This window comes from Cupriavidus sp. SHE (genome assembly GCF_000812445.1).
GTDB classification, from domain to species: Bacteria; Pseudomonadota; Gammaproteobacteria; order Burkholderiales; family Burkholderiaceae; genus Cupriavidus; species Cupriavidus metallidurans.
The window spans coordinates 17,962-32,801 of record NZ_JWMB01000064.1 but is presented as its reverse complement, the minus strand read 5'-3'; the positions used below and the strand labels follow the sequence as shown (position 1 = coordinate 32,801).

Below are 14,840 nucleotides of genomic sequence, written 5' to 3'. Positions count from 1 at the left end.
AGCTGATCGACACATCACGTCGCGCTATGGCGCGGCAAGGGTGCACGCGGGCGGCGGCTAGCCCGCATCAGCTGCCTCGGTGGTGGCCGCGGTGGCGGTGGCTACGTCGTGCTTAGGCAGCGCTTCGGCGTCCACCGAGACACGGCGGCTCAGCCACTGTACGGCCAGGCTGGAGGCGGCGGAGGCGATCAGCGCGGCTTGCACCGAGGTCTGGCTTGCCACCTGGCCCCAAAGCGCCGCGCCCGCCGCACTGCCGCCCATGATTGCCATCTGGTAGATGGCAATGCCGCGTGCACGCACGCCGTTGGGCAGCACCAACTGGGCAGACATGGTGAGGGTGTTGACCACGCATAGCCAGACGCCTCCGGACAACGCCAGCGCCGGCGCGACCAGCCACAATGACGGTGCCAGCGCCGCGGCGCAGACGGCGAGCGCGTACAGCACGATGCCGACGGCCACCACGCGATCGCGGGAACCTGCATCGGAGACGCGCGGCAGCGCGATGGCCGAGGCAATCGCGCCCGCCCCCATCGACGCTAGCAGCATGGTGTAGGTGGTGGCATTCGCTTGATGCCCCTTGGCCACCAGCGGCAGAAGTGCGAGCAGACCGTTGGCGTGGACGAAGAAGAGGAACGCCCGCAGCAGCACGTTGCGCATGGGCGGCGACTGCGCGACGAAGGCAAGCCCGCCACGCATGGTCGCCATCAGGCCCTGGCGCCTGGCTGCAGGCAAGTGAGCGGGCGTGCGGCAGTTGAGGATCAACACGCAGGACAGCAGCGACAGTGCGGCGTTGAGCGTAAAAACTGCAACCATGCCGAGTGATGCGATGACCACGCCTGCCAACAATGGCCCGGCGATGCGCGACACATTAATTGCCAGTGCATTAAGCGTGAGTGCTGCCGGCAGCTGCGTGCGCGGCACCAGCGTGGGCACAATGGCGGAGAACACCGGGAATCGCATGGCCAGGCCAACGCCGTTCGCTAGGCTCAGAGCCAGCAGCCAGGGAGCTGTCATGCCGCCCAGCGCCACCAGTACCGCCATAGCGGTGGACACCACGGCGATCCAGAACTGAGCAAACGCGTACAGGCGCTTGCGGTCGAGCAGGTCTGCCAGCGCGCCGCTGGGCAGGCCCAGCAGGAACAGCGGCAGGCTTGCGCAAGCCTGTACCAGCGCCACCATCATCGGTCCGTCGCTCAGCTGGGCCATCAGCCAGGAGGTGCTGACGTCGTTCATCCACATCGTCATGTTGCCCGTCAGCCAGGCTAGCCACAGCATGCGGAACACCGGCTCGCACAGCGGCTGCAGCACGGAAGAGTGGGTGGGGGGCGTCGGCGGCATGGATAGGGGGCTCCGTAGGGGGCTGCGAACCGGTCCATGACCGGCCGTCGCGCTTAGCGCGCTGGCCGGACTGCCTCTGAAAGGCCTCCTGTCAGAGGTGACAGCTATCGCCCGGCAAAGTCGGGCCGAGTGTAGCATAAATGTGAACACATTTGTTGTTTGTGTTCACTAACAGTGCCACGCACGAGCCTTCGCGTTCACTCCGCCGGGATCGCCTCATGGCCGGCAGCCGCCGCGTCCCCGATCCAGGAGGCCCCAAGCCAGTTGCCGCCGGAAGCGATTTCCCTGACACAGGTGCGCAGCGCGCTGGTGACACAGCGGACCGCTGCCGGCGTGCGTCGGGTGATGGGCAATGCCAGTTCGATGCTGCGATGGAAGGCCGGGCTGTCGATGCGTGCGGCGCTGAACAGGCCGCGCTCGATCTCGCCTTGCACCGCCACGCGCGGCATGACGCTGAGCCCGAAGCCCTGCGTCACCAGTGCCTTCTGCACGCTCAGCGCATTGGTTTCCGCCGCGATGGCCACCTGCACCCCCGCCACCGCGCAGGCATGTTCCACCAGGCTGCGCAGCCGGTGGGGCGCGCTGGGCAGGATCAGCGGCGCCATGCCGAGCGCCTGCAACGAGATCGGGTGATCGTCGGCCAAGCCGAGCGATGCGGGACCCACCAGGCTCAAGGCTTCGCCGACGAGCGGTTCCACATTGAGCGCCGGCGAGGGGCTGGGGTCGTACAGCAGCGCGGCATCGATCTCGCCGCTTTCAAGCCAGCGCGACAGGTGATCGGTATAGCCGACCGACAACGACACGCGGATCTGCGGGTACTGTTGCTGCAGCACGCCAATCAGGGGCCCGGCCAGCAGGTCGCAACTGCTCGGCAGTAGCCCGAGGCTCACATTGCCCGAGATCAGGCCGGGGATGGGGCGGATTTCGAGTCGGGCGGCGTCGAGCTCGCGCAGCGCGCGGCGTGCGCGCTCCATCAGGACATGGCCGGCGTCGGTCAGCTGCATGCCGCGGCGGTCCCGCTCGAACAGCGGAGCGCCGACGTCGTCTTCCAGCAGCTTCAGTTGGCGGGAAACCGCGGGCTGCACCACGTGGAGCAGTTCTGCGGCGCGCGTGACGCTGCCAGTATCGGCGATGGCGAGGAAGGCGCGAATCTGGCGGATGTCCATGGGTGTCTCGGCTGCGCCGCGGATACATGCCCGGGCGTGATGTGGCAATCAGTTTTTGTCATTCGACAACGATTTGGATGGAATTCTAAGATGGTTGCCGACCACAGCACCACCCGGAACTTCCGCCCCGCCATCCACCAGTGCCGTCCGCTGGCGCTATCGCAACGCTGCGCGCGGGCCAGCTCACCGGGCCACAACGGAGACAAGCGGCATGACAATCAAGCCAAACCTGATCGGCGGCGAATGGCTCGAAGGATCGGGCACGATCGAGAGCATCAACCCTTCCGACACGCGCGACAGCGTGGGCCAATATGCCATGGCCGACGCGGCACAGATGCGCCAGGCCGTGGCGGCGGCGCGCCACGCGCAACCCGCCTGGGCCGCCACCACCACACAGGTGCGCAGCGACCTGCTGCTCAAGACCGCGCTGGAAATTGCCGCGCGCAAGGAAGAACTGGGCGAGCTGGTGTCGCGCGAGGCCGGCAAGACCCGCGCCGAGGGGATGGGCGAAGTGCTGCGCGCCAGCCAGATCTTCCAGTTCTTTGCCGGCGAGGCCGTGCGCTACGGCGGCGAGAACCTGCCATCGGTGCGGCCGAACATCGGCGTGCAGATCAGCCGCGAGCCGGTCGGCGTGATCGGCCTCATTACGCCCTGGAACTTTCCGATCGCGATTGCCGCCTGGAAGCTTGCGCCGGCGCTGGCCTTCGGCAACACGGTGGTGCTCAAGCCCTCGCAGGACACGCCGGGCGTGGCGTGGGAGTTGTTCCGCATCCTGGAGCGCAACGGCCTGCCCGCCGGCGTAGCCAACTTGGTCAACGGACGCGGCTCGGTAGCTGGCGAGGCGCTGGTCGATGGCGTCGATGCGATCAGCTTTACTGGCAGCGTGCCCACCGGGCGCAAGCTGGCGCAGTCGGCGGTGGCCAACATGGTGCGTATCCAGCTGGAAATGGGCGGCAAGAATCCGCTGGTGGTGCTCGATGACGCCGACCTTGCCACGGCAGTGGAATGTGCGGTCAACGGCTCGTATTTCTCGGCCGGGCAGCGTTGCACCGCATCCAGCCGCATTATCGTCACCGCCGGCATCCATGGGCGCTTCGTCGACGCGTTGCGCCAGCGCATGCGCTCGCTCAAGGTCGGCCCCTCGCTGGCGGCCGGGGTGGACATCGGTCCGGTGATCAACCAGGGCCAGCTCGACATGGTGCAGAGCTATGTCCAGAGCGGACGTGCCGAAGGCGCCGAACTGCTGGAAGGCGGCCAGGTACTGGAGCGCGAGACGCCGGGATTCTTCATGCAGCCCGTGCTGCTGGCGGGGACCAATGACATGCGCATCAACCGCGAAGAGGTGTTCGGCCCGTTCGCCTCGGTGATCTGCGCAGAGGACTACGAACAGGCGCTGGCGTTGGCCAACGACACCGACTACGGGCTCTCTGCCGGCATCTGCACCACGTCGCACAAGCATGCCAGCCATTTCCGCCTGAACGTGAAGAGCGGCATGGCGATGATCAATCTGCCCACGGCCGGACTTGACTACCACGTTCCCTTCGGCGGCACCAAGGCTTCGAGCTATGGGCCGCGTGAGCAGGGCAGCTACGCGGTGGATTTCTACACGCTCAGCAAAACCGCTTATGTCGGGTACTGAAACACCTATCCAGAAAGGAAGACCGGAGATGAGCAAGATCGGATTTATTGGGCTGGGCCGCATGGGCAGGCCCATGGCGGCAAACCTGTGCAAGAAGGGCTTTGAGCTGGTGGTGATGGACTTGAACCCAGACGCAGTGCGGGATCTGCAGAAGCTGGGGGCCAGCGCGGGCAGCACCGTGGCGCAGATCGCGCGCGACTGCGCCATAGTGGTCACCATGCTGCCGAGTTCCGTAGAGGTGGAGCAGGTGGCACTGGGTACCGACGGCCTCTTCGCCAATGCTGCTGCGGGCAGCCTGCTGCTGGACATGAGCACGATCGACCCACTGGCCACCGATCGCTTGCAGGCGGAAGCGGTCAGGCGCGGCATGTCGGTGGTGGATGCACCGGTGGGCCGACTGGCCGAGCACGCCGACCGCGGCGAGTCGCTGTTCATGGTGGGCGCAAGCAAGACGGACTTTACGCGCGTGAAGCCGCTGCTCGATGCGATGGGAACGACGGTCTACCACTGCGGCGACGTGGGCACGGGCGGGCGCACCAAGCTGGTCAATAACTATGTCGCCGTGACGCTCTGTCAGGTCAACGCCGAAGCGCTCGCGCTGTCGCAACGTTTTGGGTTGGACATCACCAGCACGCTCCAGGTGCTGTACGGCACCTCGGCCAGTAACGGGCAGTTGCGCATGAACTTCCCGAACAAGGTGCTGGCCGGCGACACCACGCCCGGCTTCACCATCGATCTGGCGCACAAGGACATGTCGCTGGTCATCGGCGCCGCCCACGCGGCCCGGGTGCCGATGCCCGTTGCCGCCGCCGTGTATGAGTCGTTCAGCCTGGCACGCGCGAGCGAGTATGGGTGCATCGACTTCTCCGGCATTGCCGATGCGGTCTGCGACCTGGCCAGGATCGAGCGGCCGCGCGTACCCAAGGGCTGGGTGGCAGGCTGAGGGTTGCAGGTTCTGCAGTCTCGGGTAAGGCAGGTGGGGCCGGGCCAGTCGCGAGCGGACTGGGCCCGCGCTATGCCGGGTTCCGATGGCCCTCGGCACTACGTTTTATGTACACTAACGCAAAAAATGTTTATATTATTGGCTCACCCCCAGAGGGCAAGCTAAGGAGACACGCATGCTGACCCAGACCAGTCCCACACTGGCAGACGGTACCAAGGTGGCAGACCTTGTCAACGTCGACACACGAGAAGTGCAGATGCGCACGCTCTCGGATCCCGAACTCTATGAGCTGGAGATGGAACGCATCTTCGGCAAGACCTGGGTCTTTCTGGGTCATGACTCCGAGATTCCGAACTCCGGCGACTTCGTCGTCCGCGATATGGGATCGGACTCGGTCCTGGTCACGCGCGACAAGTCCGGTGAAGTCCACGTGCTGCTCAATGTCTGCTCGCACCGCGGTATGCGCATTTCCACTGTGGACGCCGGCAACACACAGATCCATACCTGCATTTATCACGGCTGGGCATTCCGGCCCAACGGGCAGTTCCTTGGTGCTCCGGTCGAAAAGGAATGCATGCACGGCAAGATCCGGACCAAGGACGAGCTTGGTCTGAAGAAAGCGCGGGTGGCGCTCTATGGCGGGTTGATCTTTGCTACCTGGAACATCGATGGCCCGACGTTCGACGAATTCCTCGGCGACGCGAAGTGGTATTACGACATGCTGTTCAAGCGGACCGACCGCGGCATGGAAGTTCTGGGGCCGCCGCAACGGTTTATCGTACGTGCCAACTGGAAGGCCGCTGGCGAACAGTCTGCCGCCGACGGCTATCACACCCTGACTCTGCACCGCTGGCTCGGCGAGGTGGGGGCCTATTCCAAGAAGGGCGAAGGCGAGGGCGCCGGAGGCGACCTTAGCCCGGAAATGTACGGTGTCGAAGTCAGCTCTCCGCACGGGCACGCGCTGCGCTGCATCGACCTGGGCCGGAAGATCCGCCGCCTGACTGGCCTGGACCCAGATGCGCTCAGCATCGAGGAGAAGCTGGAAGTGCTGCCGCCGGCCGGTATGACCAAAGAAATGGTGAGCCAGCTGAAGAACAATCTGAATGAGGGGCAGCTGCAGGTTCAGACGACGATGCCGCCGCAGGTGGGCGGTATCTTCCCAAATGTTCTGTTCGGTTTTGTGTATATCCCGCAGGCCGATGGCACGGCACTGGGCACGATGACCATGCACGCCTACGTGCCAAAGGGCCCGGACAAGCTGGAGTTCGTCAATTGGATCTTCGCCGAGAAGGACGCGCCGCCCGAGATCCGCGAAAAGATGCTGAAGCAGACCATCCAGCTTTTCGGCACGTCCGGCATGGTGGAGCAGGACGACTCCGACACTTGGCCGCACATGACGCTGGCAGCCAAGGGCGCCATGGGCAAGACCATGACGCTCAAGTACCAGGCCGTCTATGAGACAGGCAAGCCACAAGGCTGGCCTGGCCCGGGCATTGTCAACGAAGGCTTCACCAAGGATGACACGCAGTGGCATTGGTGGCTGCACTGGCGTGAGCTGATGACCGCCGAGCGCTGAGCCGGAAACCTGTCAATCATTGCCAAGAACAAGGAGACAATGTCATGAGTGAAGTGAAAGAGGAAACCGCGCCGGCGCTCCGGTCCACCCGCGTGCCGGTCGGCTCGGCGGTCTACAACTCGGTGGTAGAGTTTCTCTATGAGGAAGCCTGCATGCTAGACGAGATCAGGCTCAAGGACTGGGCTGCGACGCTTGCCGAAGACCTGATCTATGCAGCGCCGGTGCGGCAGACGCGGCCGTTTGCCCAGCAGGCAGCCAGCGTGATCCGCACCATGCAGCACTACCACGATGACTACCGCTCGATCATGGGTCGTATAATGCGCCTGACCGAGACCAAGAGCGCCTGGGCCGAAGACCCGCCTTCGCGCACGCGCCGGCTGGTGTCCAACGTGCTGGTGCTCGCAGGCGAAAATCCGGGCGAGTTCCTGGTACGCAGCAACTTGCTGATCACGCGCAGCCGCTTCAACTTTGACGACTTCGACCTGATCAGCGGCGCACGGCACGATGTACTGCGACAGAGCGGCGAATCGTTCAAGCTTGCGCGCCGCGAGATACTGCTGGACCAGTCCGTGTTGGGGACGCCGAATCTGGCAATCTTCCTTTAGCGCGCAGCCGACTATCTCTGTTCAGATTGCCGAACGCCCCTCGCGGGGCGTTTTTTGTTCCCAGATGCCGTACCGGATTCGCGCCTCCTGCTGCCGACCTCTCACCCCCCCGTTGGTCCGCCGTCCCCAGGCGCAGAGAAAGCAAGCCACTCTAGGTCATCGGCACACAGCGCCTCTGGCGTGGTGGCGAAATCCCATGTCGAACCCACTACGCGCAGCGCCTTCATCGCACGCACCGGCTGCTGCGAGTAGCACCGTCCGCTGGGACTGGCATGGACTTGGGCGTCGAGCGGCTTGCCGCGTCCGCGCGAAATGCCGGTACAGCGGCGTAGCACCAGCGCCGCTTCGGCCTCTTCCGCCGGCAAGGTGCTCAGAGCCCAGCGCGCCATACCCAGGTTCAGGTCGATGCCAGCATACGGAGCGGGAGCCGCGATGACGGTGTCCTGCACAGTCCAGGCGAGTACATTTACGCCGTCACGAGCGAGCCGGGGCTGGGTGCGCCCGGCCACCCGCATAGGCACCTCCACGTCGTACTGGCGGCGAGCCGTGCCGCATGCCGCTGCGGCGATGGCTAGTCCGGCCAACTCGAACAGGTGTGTGCACTGTTCGCTGCCATCCGCCACTCGTGTGACCTCATGCGCCACCCTGGATAGCGGCATGCCAATTAGCTCATCGAGCCGGGCTGCAGCGGCGCCGCACGACGTGTAGGGTTGGCGCAGCGCCCACCCGGCGATGCGTGCGACATGTCCGTCCGCGGCATGAACTTCGACGTGGAAGTGATGGAAGTCGTCTTCCAGCGCAGCACGCACCAGCGGTTGGGTGGTGCCGGGTTTGCTGCTGACGATGATGCGACGTCTGAACATGGGGCGCCTCTGGCAATTGGCCCGGGAAGCTGCGCTGCAGCATGATCCGCGCCTTCAATTTGCTGACATCATAAACCATAAAGTGTACGATATTGGAAATTATGTTCAATAAATGCAAGGGGCACACAATGGGTTTGCTGAACGAGAGAGTGGCCATCATTACCGGCGCCGGGGGCGGTATCGGGCGCGGTGTGGCGCATGCCTTTGCGCGCGAAGGAGCGGCGGTAGTGATTGCGGAAATCAACGAAGAAACGGGGCAGCAGGTCGAGCAGGAATTGCAGGGGCTTGGCGCGCGCGCGCTGTTCGTGCGTACCGACGTCACCAGCAAGGCGTCGATCGAGGCGGCGGTGCAGGCTACCGTGGCCCACTTCGGCCGCGTCGATATCCTGGTGAACAATGCGTTCATCCCTACGCCCAATGTGCTGCTAGAAGAGAAGACCGATGAGATGCTCGAGCTGACGCTGACCTCTGCGCTGTGGGCCACGTGGTGGGCGATGCGCGCCGTCATGCCGCATATGCGCGAGCATCGCTGGGGCCGCATTGTGAACTTCTATTCGATTGATACCGAAACCGGCGCCTGGCTGCATGCGGACTACAACACGGCGAAGTCCGGCATCGTCGGCTTGACGCGCAGTGCCGCTTCGGAATGGGGGCGCTTCAATATCACGGTCAACGCGATTGCGCCGACTGCGATGGGTGCAACCTTCTTCAAGCTGGCTGCAGAGAATCCGGGGTTTGCCGAGCGTTCCGCAGCAGCTAGGCCGCTTGGCCGGTCGGGCGACCCCGAGCAGGATATCGGGCCGGCCGTCGTGTTTCTATCTTCGGAGATGTCACGCTTCATCACTGGCGAGACACTACACGTCGACGGCGGGCTACATTTGCCTGGATACAACTCCAGGCCGCCACACGTGCCGGCACGCGAATACTGAACCGCTGCGCCGGTTTCCGGCGCGGGAAGCAGATCTCCCCGCGCGTGGCGGTGGGCGGCCGGACGCAGCGTTCAAGAGCGAGGGATGTTGCAAGTGCGAACGTCCTTGGCAGGCCAGGTGGCCTATTTCCCGCTCCAGGCCGGCTTGCGCTTCTCGGCAAATGCCGCTGCCCCTTCGCGGGCGTCGGCGGAAGCGAAGACAGGGTCGAGCAGCGGCTTCTGGCGCACGAACATCTCCTCGCGCGACCAGTCGCCGGACTCCGCCACCACGCGCTTGCTGGCGGCAATGGCGAGCGGACCATTGGCGCCCACCGCAGCGGCCAGTTGTAGTGCGCTGTCGAGAGCGCCGCCGGCATCGGTCAGGCGATTGGCGAGGCCAAGCTCATAGGCGCGTTCGGCCGGGAGTATCTCACCCGTCAGCGCGTACTCCATGGCCACGTGGTATGGCACGCGGCGCGGCAGGCGGATCAGGCCCCCTGCGGCGGCTGCGAGGCCACGCTTCACTTCGGGAAGGCCGAACTTCGCTTCGCGCGACGCTACCACCATGTCGCAGGCCAGCACCAGTTCAAAGCCGCCGGCCAGCGCGTAGCCTTCCACGGCGGCAATCAGCACTTTGCGCGGCGGGCGTTCGGTCATGCCGCCGAAGCCGCGCCCCGGAATGCTCGGGCGCTTACCGGCAAGGAAGCCCTTCAGGTCCATGCCGGAGCAGAAGTTGCCGCCGGCGCCGGTCAGCACGGCAATGCTCAGGTCGTCGCGCGCGTCCAGTTCGTCCAGCGCTGCGGCGATGGCGGTGGCCGTCTCGAAGTCCATGGCGTTGCGGGCCTGCGGACGGTTGATGGTCATCAGCATCACGTTGCCGCGGGTTTCCAGCAGGAGTGTGTTGTTCACAGGGTGTCTCCTTTTCGCTCGATCAGTTCGGTGGGGCCGACGCGCTCAGCGCGCGGCCATGCGGATGGCGCCGTCCAGGCGAATGGTCTCGCCATTCAGCATCGCGTTTTCAAGGATGTGCAGGGCGGTCGAAGCATACTCGTCCGGTGCACCCAGTCGTGCCGGGTGTGGCACCGAAGCGCCGAGCGCGGTCTTGACGTGCTCGGGCAGGCGAGCCAGCAGTGGCGTGTCGAACAGGCCAGGCGCGATCGTGCAGACGCGGATCATGCGCTGCGCCAGGTCGCGCGCGGCGACGAGGGTCATGCCGACGATGCCTGCCTTGGCCGAGGCGTACGGAATCTGGCCGATCTGCCCTTCGTAGGCGGCCACGGAGGCGGTCAGCACAGAGGCGCCGCGTTCGCCGTCGACAGGCTCGTTGGTCGCCATGCGGGCGCTGGCCAGGCGCAGGGCATTGAAAGTGCCGATCAGGTTGATCCGCACGACCCGCTCGTACGTCTCTAGCGATCCGGGCGAGCCGTCCTTCTCCACCACACGGACCGGTCCCCCAAGGCCGGCGCAATGCACCAGTGCACGAAGCGGGGCCAGCGCGACGGCGGCGTCGAAGACGCGCGTCATCTGTTCAGTGTCTGTCACATCGGCCTGCACGAAAGTGGCCTGACCGCCTAGATCATCCAGTGCGATAGCACCGCGCTCTTCGGACACGTCGGCGATCACGACCTTCACGCCCCTTTCCACAAGGCGGCGTGCGCTGGCGAGGCCGAGACCCGAAGCGCCGCCGGTGACGACGGCAGACATGGTCTTGTCGAGTTTCATGCTGTATTTCCTATCTCTTGCATATGCAGGGAGGCGCCGTTCAGATGCGCTCGATGATGGTGGCGTTGGCCATGCCGCCGGCTTCGCACATCGACTGAAGGCCGAAGCGCTCACCGCTGTCTTCTAACGCATGCAGCATGGTGGTCATCAAGCGCACGCCGGAAGCGCCGAGAGGATGGCCCAGCGCGATTGCGCCGCCGCGCGGGTTCAGGCGAGCTCCGTCGGCCTTCATGGACTTCTGCCAAGCCAGCGGCACGCTGGCAAAGGCTTCGTTGATCTCGTAGTGAGCGATCTGATCGAGCGCCATGCCGCTCTTGGCCAGTACGCGCTGGGTGGCGGGGATGGGGGCGGTCAGCATCTCCACCGGACTGGCACCGATCACGTCGAAGCCGACGAAGCGGGCACGGGGCGTTAGGCCAAGCCGGGTTGCCATGCGCTCGCTGACGAGCAGCATTGCGGCGGCACCGTCGCTGATCTGCGAGGCGTTGCCGGCGGTCACGTTCCAGCCGATCTGCGGGAAACGCGCGCTGAGCTCCTCGGTGCGGAATGGTGACTCTAGCGTCGCGAGGCGCTCGACCGTGGTGCTGGCCCGGATGGTCTCGTCCTGCTCCATCAGTCCGTTGGGCGTGCGAATCGGCAGGATTTCGCGTTTGAAGCCGCCCGCTACCTGAGTAGCAGCAGCGCGCTGGTGGGAGCGTGCCGAGTAGCTGTCCATCTCCTCTCGCGAGCTCTTCCACTTCGCCGCGAGCAGCTCCGCGGCCACGCCTTGCGACACGAGGCCCGGCGCGTAGCGAGACTCCATGGAGGCGCCATATGGGTTCTGCCCGATGCGGGCCGCGCCCATCGGCACGCGGCTCATCGATTCGATGCCGCAGGCGATGACCACGTCATATACACCTGCCATGATGCCCTGCGCGGCAAAGTGCACGGCCTGCTGGCTTGAACCACACTTGCGATCGATGGTGGTGGCCGGCACGTGCTCCGGGAAGCCCGCGGCCAGCCAGGCCACACGGCCAGGGCCGGCGGATTGTTCACCTGCCTGGGTGACGCAGCCCGTGATGACGTCGTCCACCAGCCCGGGGTCGAGATTGTTGCGCTGAACCAGCCCGGCAAGTACCTGCGCCAGTAGTTCGGTGGCGTGCAGTTCGGTGAAGGCGGAGCCGGGCTTGGAGCGCCCCAGGGGGGAGCGGATGGCGTCGACGATGTAGGCTTGTTGCATGTTGAAATTCCTTTAGGGAAACGCTGACGGGGTCGAGATCAATTGCGTGGCCAATCTCCGACCTCACTGATCAGCGGTTCCTCAGCGCTTGGCGACCTGAATGCCGGTCGTTTCCAGATCCCATGTACCCGCTGTTTTTCCCTCGTCGCGCAACTGGTACTTTAGGATGCGGCCCTGGGGATTCTTGGGTAGCGTGTCGCGGAACTCTATGTAGCGCGGTAGCGCGTAGTAGGGGACGGCGTCGGTCGCCCAGTGAAACAGGGCCTCGGGCGTCAGCGTGGCGCCTGGATTCAGGATCGCAGTGACCTTGACGTCGTCTTCGCCCTTGTCAGACGGAACTGCGTGCACGGCGACCTCGGCAATTTCGGGGTGATTTGAGAATGCGCTCTCCATCTCGAAGCTGGAGATATTCTCGCCCCGGCGGCGCAGATAGTCCTTCTTGCGATCCACGAAATAGAAATAGCCTTCGTCATCGAACTTGCCGATATCGCCGGTATGAAACCACATATTGCGCATCAGCTTCAGCGTCTCTTCCGGACGGCGCCAATAGCCCATGAACATGATGTCCGGCCGCAGTGGTCGGCATACGATCTCGCCGGGAGTGTTGGCAGGCAATTCGCGGTCGAGATCGTCGACGATGCGCACGTCGAAGTCGGGAATCCGCTTGCCGGACGAGCCCGGCGCTGCATATTCGCCAGCCGGCAGCGTAGTGATCACGCACGCCTCGGTCAGGCCGTAGCCGTTGCCGCCGACCTGCTTCGCGCCAAAGCGCTCGCGCCAGATTTTCTTGCTTTCCTCGGTGAACGGATTGCCGCGTACGGTATGGATCTGCCCGAAGCAGCGTTTGGCGGCATCCTGGTCCGGGGCGTTAGCGAGCAGTCCCCCCATGCCACCGAGGATCGAGGCAATGGTTGCGCCGCTGCGCTCCACCTCGGGCCAGAAATTGGATACCGAGAAGCGTGGCACGATGGCCACGCGTGCGCCGACCAAGATGTTCGACAGGATGCCCACCGCCAGCGCATTCATGTGGAACAGTGGCAGCGGCGTGATTGTTACGTCATCGGCCGTGGCCGGACCCGCGCGCAACTGCAGACGGGCCAGGTTGCACATGAAGTTGTAGCTGATCATGCAGCCCTTGGACGGGCCCGTGGTGCCGGACGTGTAAATCAGGCTGGCAAGTTCCCAGGGATTGGGCTTGCGCGGCGGAGGTGTGTCATCGGCGCCCCGGTGCGCGTCCAGCGGCGCCAGCGGCAGCTTGCCGCACGATGCGTTTGTGACAGAGCCGCGCTGCAATACCAGCCGTACCTCAGGAAGTCCGTCAGCCACGGCTGCGATGCGGTCGACGTATTCGCTTTCGCAGATCACCAGCGGGGCGCCGGCGTCGGCAACCTGGTGCCGCAGGAATTCGCCGCGCAGGGCGGTATTCACGGGCACGCTGACCGCGCACAGCTTGTTGACTGCCAGCCAGGAAATCACAGCGTCGATGTTGTTGTCCAGCATTGTGACAACGGTTTGGCCGGGCTGGATGCCAAGAGACGCTAGCGAGTTCGCCAGGCGGGTAGAAAGCTGGTCAACTTGCCCGTATGTGTACAGTTCTCCAGCGAAATCGAGCAGAACCCGCTCAGGGTGCGCAGCCACGGCGCGATCCAGCGCGGCGATGACGGTGTCTTGCTGGCCAAGCGACCAAGTTTCCGCCTTTCCCATCCCTGCCATATCATTGTCTCCACAAAAGGATCGGGTGATCTTCCCGAATATTCTCATCCAAGAATGAAATTCTATTATTAGTATTACATGATCGAACTGCGGGTTTTCCCGCGGCCGGACCTGAATCGCACTTTCTCAAAGAGCCTGTAGATGACCCTGAGCACCAAAGACCTTGTCGAAGCACCGCGTGTCAAGCGCCGGCCGGCAGCGGCCAATGACAATGAATCCGCAGCCATGCCGGTTGCCCCTGCCCGCGCGAAAGCAGGCAAGAAGCCTGTAGCGAAGGCTGCCGCCAAGCCCGCGCGAAAGGAGGCCGAAAAGGGCCGGGCAAAGGATGGCAAGGCGCCAGGACAGAAGAAGCCTGACGTCAGCTCCGGAACGCCGCGGACCTCCACCGGCAAGTCCACCGCGGCACGCGTGCGCGAAGGGCAGCCCGAATCCGCTGCTCCGCGCCGCCGTCGCGGTAACAAGCGTTCGGGTGAGACGATCGAGAGCATCTTCGTTGCCACCGAGACGGTGATTCTGCAGACTGGAACTGAACGCATTTCGATCCTTGACGTGTGCAATACCGCCGGCGTGTCGCGCGGCACCTTCTACCGCTACTTTTCTTCGCAGGAAGAGCTCCTGGACGCCTTCTCCCGCCACCAGCGCGAGAGCTTCCACAGGTCGCTGGCCGAGATGCTCGCGCCTTACACGGATCCAGACGCGCGCTTCGACAAGCTAATCAGCTACCTCGACGACTACCTGATCGCCGGCAGCTCGCGCCGCATGCTGGAGGTTGCGCCGGAGTTCGCATTGAGCTTCTTCAAGCGGATCTTTCATGATTCGGTGGTGCGCTTCCAGGATCTGCTTGCGCCCGTCTTCGATGCCTGGGACGAACGCCTGGGCGTGAAGCTGGATCGCGAACTGATCTGCGATCTGATCATTCGTTTCGTGATGAGCGAACACTTGGTCGGCGCCGATGCAGAGCGACGTGCCATGCCGCGGCGGATCGGGCGGCTGGTCGATGCACTGCGTTTCGGTGGCGTCACACGGATCCGCCGCTAGGGAAGAAAGTGGGATGCCATCGTTCATCTCGCATCGAGTCTACACCGATAAGTTGAACACATTTGCAAATAATGACTAATATTGGCATGATGTCGATGATCTGAGCGCGTT

Annotated in this window: 13 protein-coding genes; 6 read left to right on the top strand and 7 right to left on the bottom strand. The window is 64.3% G+C overall.

Annotated features, from left to right (window positions below; genetic code table 11):
- Window positions 1-57: 57 nt before the first annotated feature.
- Entirely contained in the window at window positions 58-1,338 is a 1,281-nt protein-coding gene (locus tag RN01_RS28340; protein WP_017512697.1) for an MFS transporter, read from the bottom strand.
- A 197-nt stretch (window positions 1,339-1,535) separates the two neighbouring features.
- Window positions 1,536-2,504, bottom strand: coding sequence for a LysR family transcriptional regulator (locus tag RN01_RS28335; RefSeq protein ID WP_017512698.1), 969 nt, complete (start codon window positions 2,502-2,504; stop codon window positions 1,536-1,538).
- Between the two features lie 211 nt (window positions 2,505-2,715).
- Between RN01_RS28335 and RN01_RS28330 the strand changes: the two genes are divergently transcribed.
- The 4 genes from RN01_RS28330 (at window position 2,716) to RN01_RS28315 (ending at window position 7,267) form a co-directional block, all read left to right on the top strand.
- Window positions 2,716-4,143 carry an aldehyde dehydrogenase family protein gene (locus RN01_RS28330; protein WP_017512699.1) on the top strand — a complete coding sequence of 476 codons (1,428 nt, stop codon included), beginning with the start codon at window positions 2,716-2,718 and terminating at the stop codon, window positions 4,141-4,143.
- Window positions 4,144-4,171: 28 nt separating this feature from the next.
- Entirely contained in the window at window positions 4,172-5,086 is a 915-nt protein-coding gene (locus RN01_RS28325; RefSeq protein WP_017512700.1) for an NAD(P)-dependent oxidoreductase, read from the top strand.
- Window positions 5,087-5,261: 175 nt separating this feature from the next.
- On the top strand, window positions 5,262-6,662 hold the full coding sequence (locus tag RN01_RS28320; protein ID WP_017512701.1) for an aromatic ring-hydroxylating dioxygenase subunit alpha: 1,401 nt from the start codon (window positions 5,262-5,264) through the stop codon (window positions 6,660-6,662).
- 44 nt (window positions 6,663-6,706) lie between these two features.
- On the top strand, window positions 6,707-7,267 hold the full coding sequence (locus tag RN01_RS28315; protein WP_024568998.1) for a 3-phenylpropionate/cinnamic acid dioxygenase subunit beta: 561 nt from the start codon (window positions 6,707-6,709) through the stop codon (window positions 7,265-7,267).
- Between the two features lie 101 nt (window positions 7,268-7,368).
- Here RN01_RS28315 and RN01_RS28310 read toward each other — a convergent pair whose 3' ends face one another.
- Window positions 7,369-8,130, bottom strand: coding sequence for a DUF2889 domain-containing protein (locus tag RN01_RS28310; RefSeq protein WP_024568997.1), 762 nt, complete (start codon window positions 8,128-8,130; stop codon window positions 7,369-7,371).
- A gap of 128 nt (window positions 8,131-8,258) precedes the next feature.
- Here RN01_RS28310 and RN01_RS28305 point away from each other — a divergent pair, with 128 nt between their 5' ends.
- Window positions 8,259-9,059 (top strand): SDR family NAD(P)-dependent oxidoreductase, encoded by an 801-nt coding sequence (locus RN01_RS28305; protein WP_017511300.1) that lies wholly within the window; start codon window positions 8,259-8,261, stop codon window positions 9,057-9,059.
- A gap of 122 nt (window positions 9,060-9,181) precedes the next feature.
- Here the strand turns inward: RN01_RS28305 and RN01_RS28300 are convergent, their stop codons facing one another.
- The 4 genes from RN01_RS28300 to RN01_RS28285 form a co-directional block, all read right to left on the bottom strand.
- The gene (locus RN01_RS28300) at window positions 9,182-9,946 is read right to left on the bottom strand and encodes a crotonase/enoyl-CoA hydratase family protein (protein ID WP_017511301.1); all 765 of its coding nucleotides are present in this window, start codon (window positions 9,944-9,946) and stop codon (window positions 9,182-9,184) included.
- Between the two features lie 45 nt (window positions 9,947-9,991).
- On the bottom strand, window positions 9,992-10,759 hold the full coding sequence (locus tag RN01_RS28295; protein WP_017511302.1) for an SDR family NAD(P)-dependent oxidoreductase: 768 nt from the start codon (window positions 10,757-10,759) through the stop codon (window positions 9,992-9,994).
- Between the two features lie 40 nt (window positions 10,760-10,799).
- Complete coding sequence (locus tag RN01_RS28290) at window positions 10,800-11,978, bottom strand: thiolase family protein (RefSeq protein WP_017511303.1); 1,179 nt, start codon at window positions 11,976-11,978, stop codon at window positions 10,800-10,802.
- Window positions 11,979-12,059: 81 nt separating this feature from the next.
- Complete coding sequence (locus RN01_RS28285; RefSeq protein ID WP_017511304.1) at window positions 12,060-13,691, bottom strand: ATP-dependent acyl-CoA ligase; 1,632 nt, start codon at window positions 13,689-13,691, stop codon at window positions 12,060-12,062.
- A 141-nt stretch (window positions 13,692-13,832) separates the two neighbouring features.
- On the opposite strand from RN01_RS28285, the gene RN01_RS28280 reads away from it, so the two are divergent.
- Window positions 13,833-14,729 carry a TetR/AcrR family transcriptional regulator gene (locus tag RN01_RS28280; protein ID WP_017511305.1) on the top strand — a complete coding sequence of 299 codons (897 nt, stop codon included), beginning with the start codon at window positions 13,833-13,835 and terminating at the stop codon, window positions 14,727-14,729.
- The last annotated feature ends 111 nt before the right edge of the window (window positions 14,730-14,840 follow it).

What these genes read in the sequence shown, in the direction of transcription:
- RN01_RS28315 (WP_024568998.1), top strand. Translation starts at nt 6,707, where the DNA reads ATGAGTGAAGTGAAAGAGGAAACCGCGCCGGCGCTCCGGTCCACCCGC.
- RN01_RS28335 (WP_017512698.1), bottom strand. Translation starts at nt 2,504, where the DNA reads ATGGACATCCGCCAGATTCGCGCCTTCCTCGCCATCGCCGATACTGGC.
- RN01_RS28325 (WP_017512700.1), top strand. Translation starts at nt 4,172, where the DNA reads ATGAGCAAGATCGGATTTATTGGGCTGGGCCGCATGGGCAGGCCCATG.
- RN01_RS28285 (WP_017511304.1), bottom strand. Translation starts at nt 13,691, where the DNA reads ATGGCAGGGATGGGAAAGGCGGAAACTTGGTCGCTTGGCCAGCAAGAC.
- RN01_RS28280 (WP_017511305.1), top strand. Translation starts at nt 13,833, where the DNA reads ATGACCCTGAGCACCAAAGACCTTGTCGAAGCACCGCGTGTCAAGCGC.
- RN01_RS28310 (WP_024568997.1), bottom strand. Translation starts at nt 8,130, where the DNA reads ATGTTCAGACGTCGCATCATCGTCAGCAGCAAACCCGGCACCACCCAA.
- RN01_RS28295 (WP_017511302.1), bottom strand. Translation starts at nt 10,759, where the DNA reads ATGAAACTCGACAAGACCATGTCTGCCGTCGTCACCGGCGGCGCTTCG.
- RN01_RS28320 (WP_017512701.1), top strand. Translation starts at nt 5,262, where the DNA reads ATGCTGACCCAGACCAGTCCCACACTGGCAGACGGTACCAAGGTGGCA.
- RN01_RS28340 (WP_017512697.1), bottom strand. Translation starts at nt 1,338, where the DNA reads ATGCCGCCGACGCCCCCCACCCACTCTTCCGTGCTGCAGCCGCTGTGC.
- RN01_RS28330 (WP_017512699.1), top strand. Translation starts at nt 2,716, where the DNA reads ATGACAATCAAGCCAAACCTGATCGGCGGCGAATGGCTCGAAGGATCG.
- RN01_RS28290 (WP_017511303.1), bottom strand. Translation starts at nt 11,978, where the DNA reads ATGCAACAAGCCTACATCGTCGACGCCATCCGCTCCCCCCTGGGGCGC.
- RN01_RS28305 (WP_017511300.1), top strand. Translation starts at nt 8,259, where the DNA reads ATGGGTTTGCTGAACGAGAGAGTGGCCATCATTACCGGCGCCGGGGGC.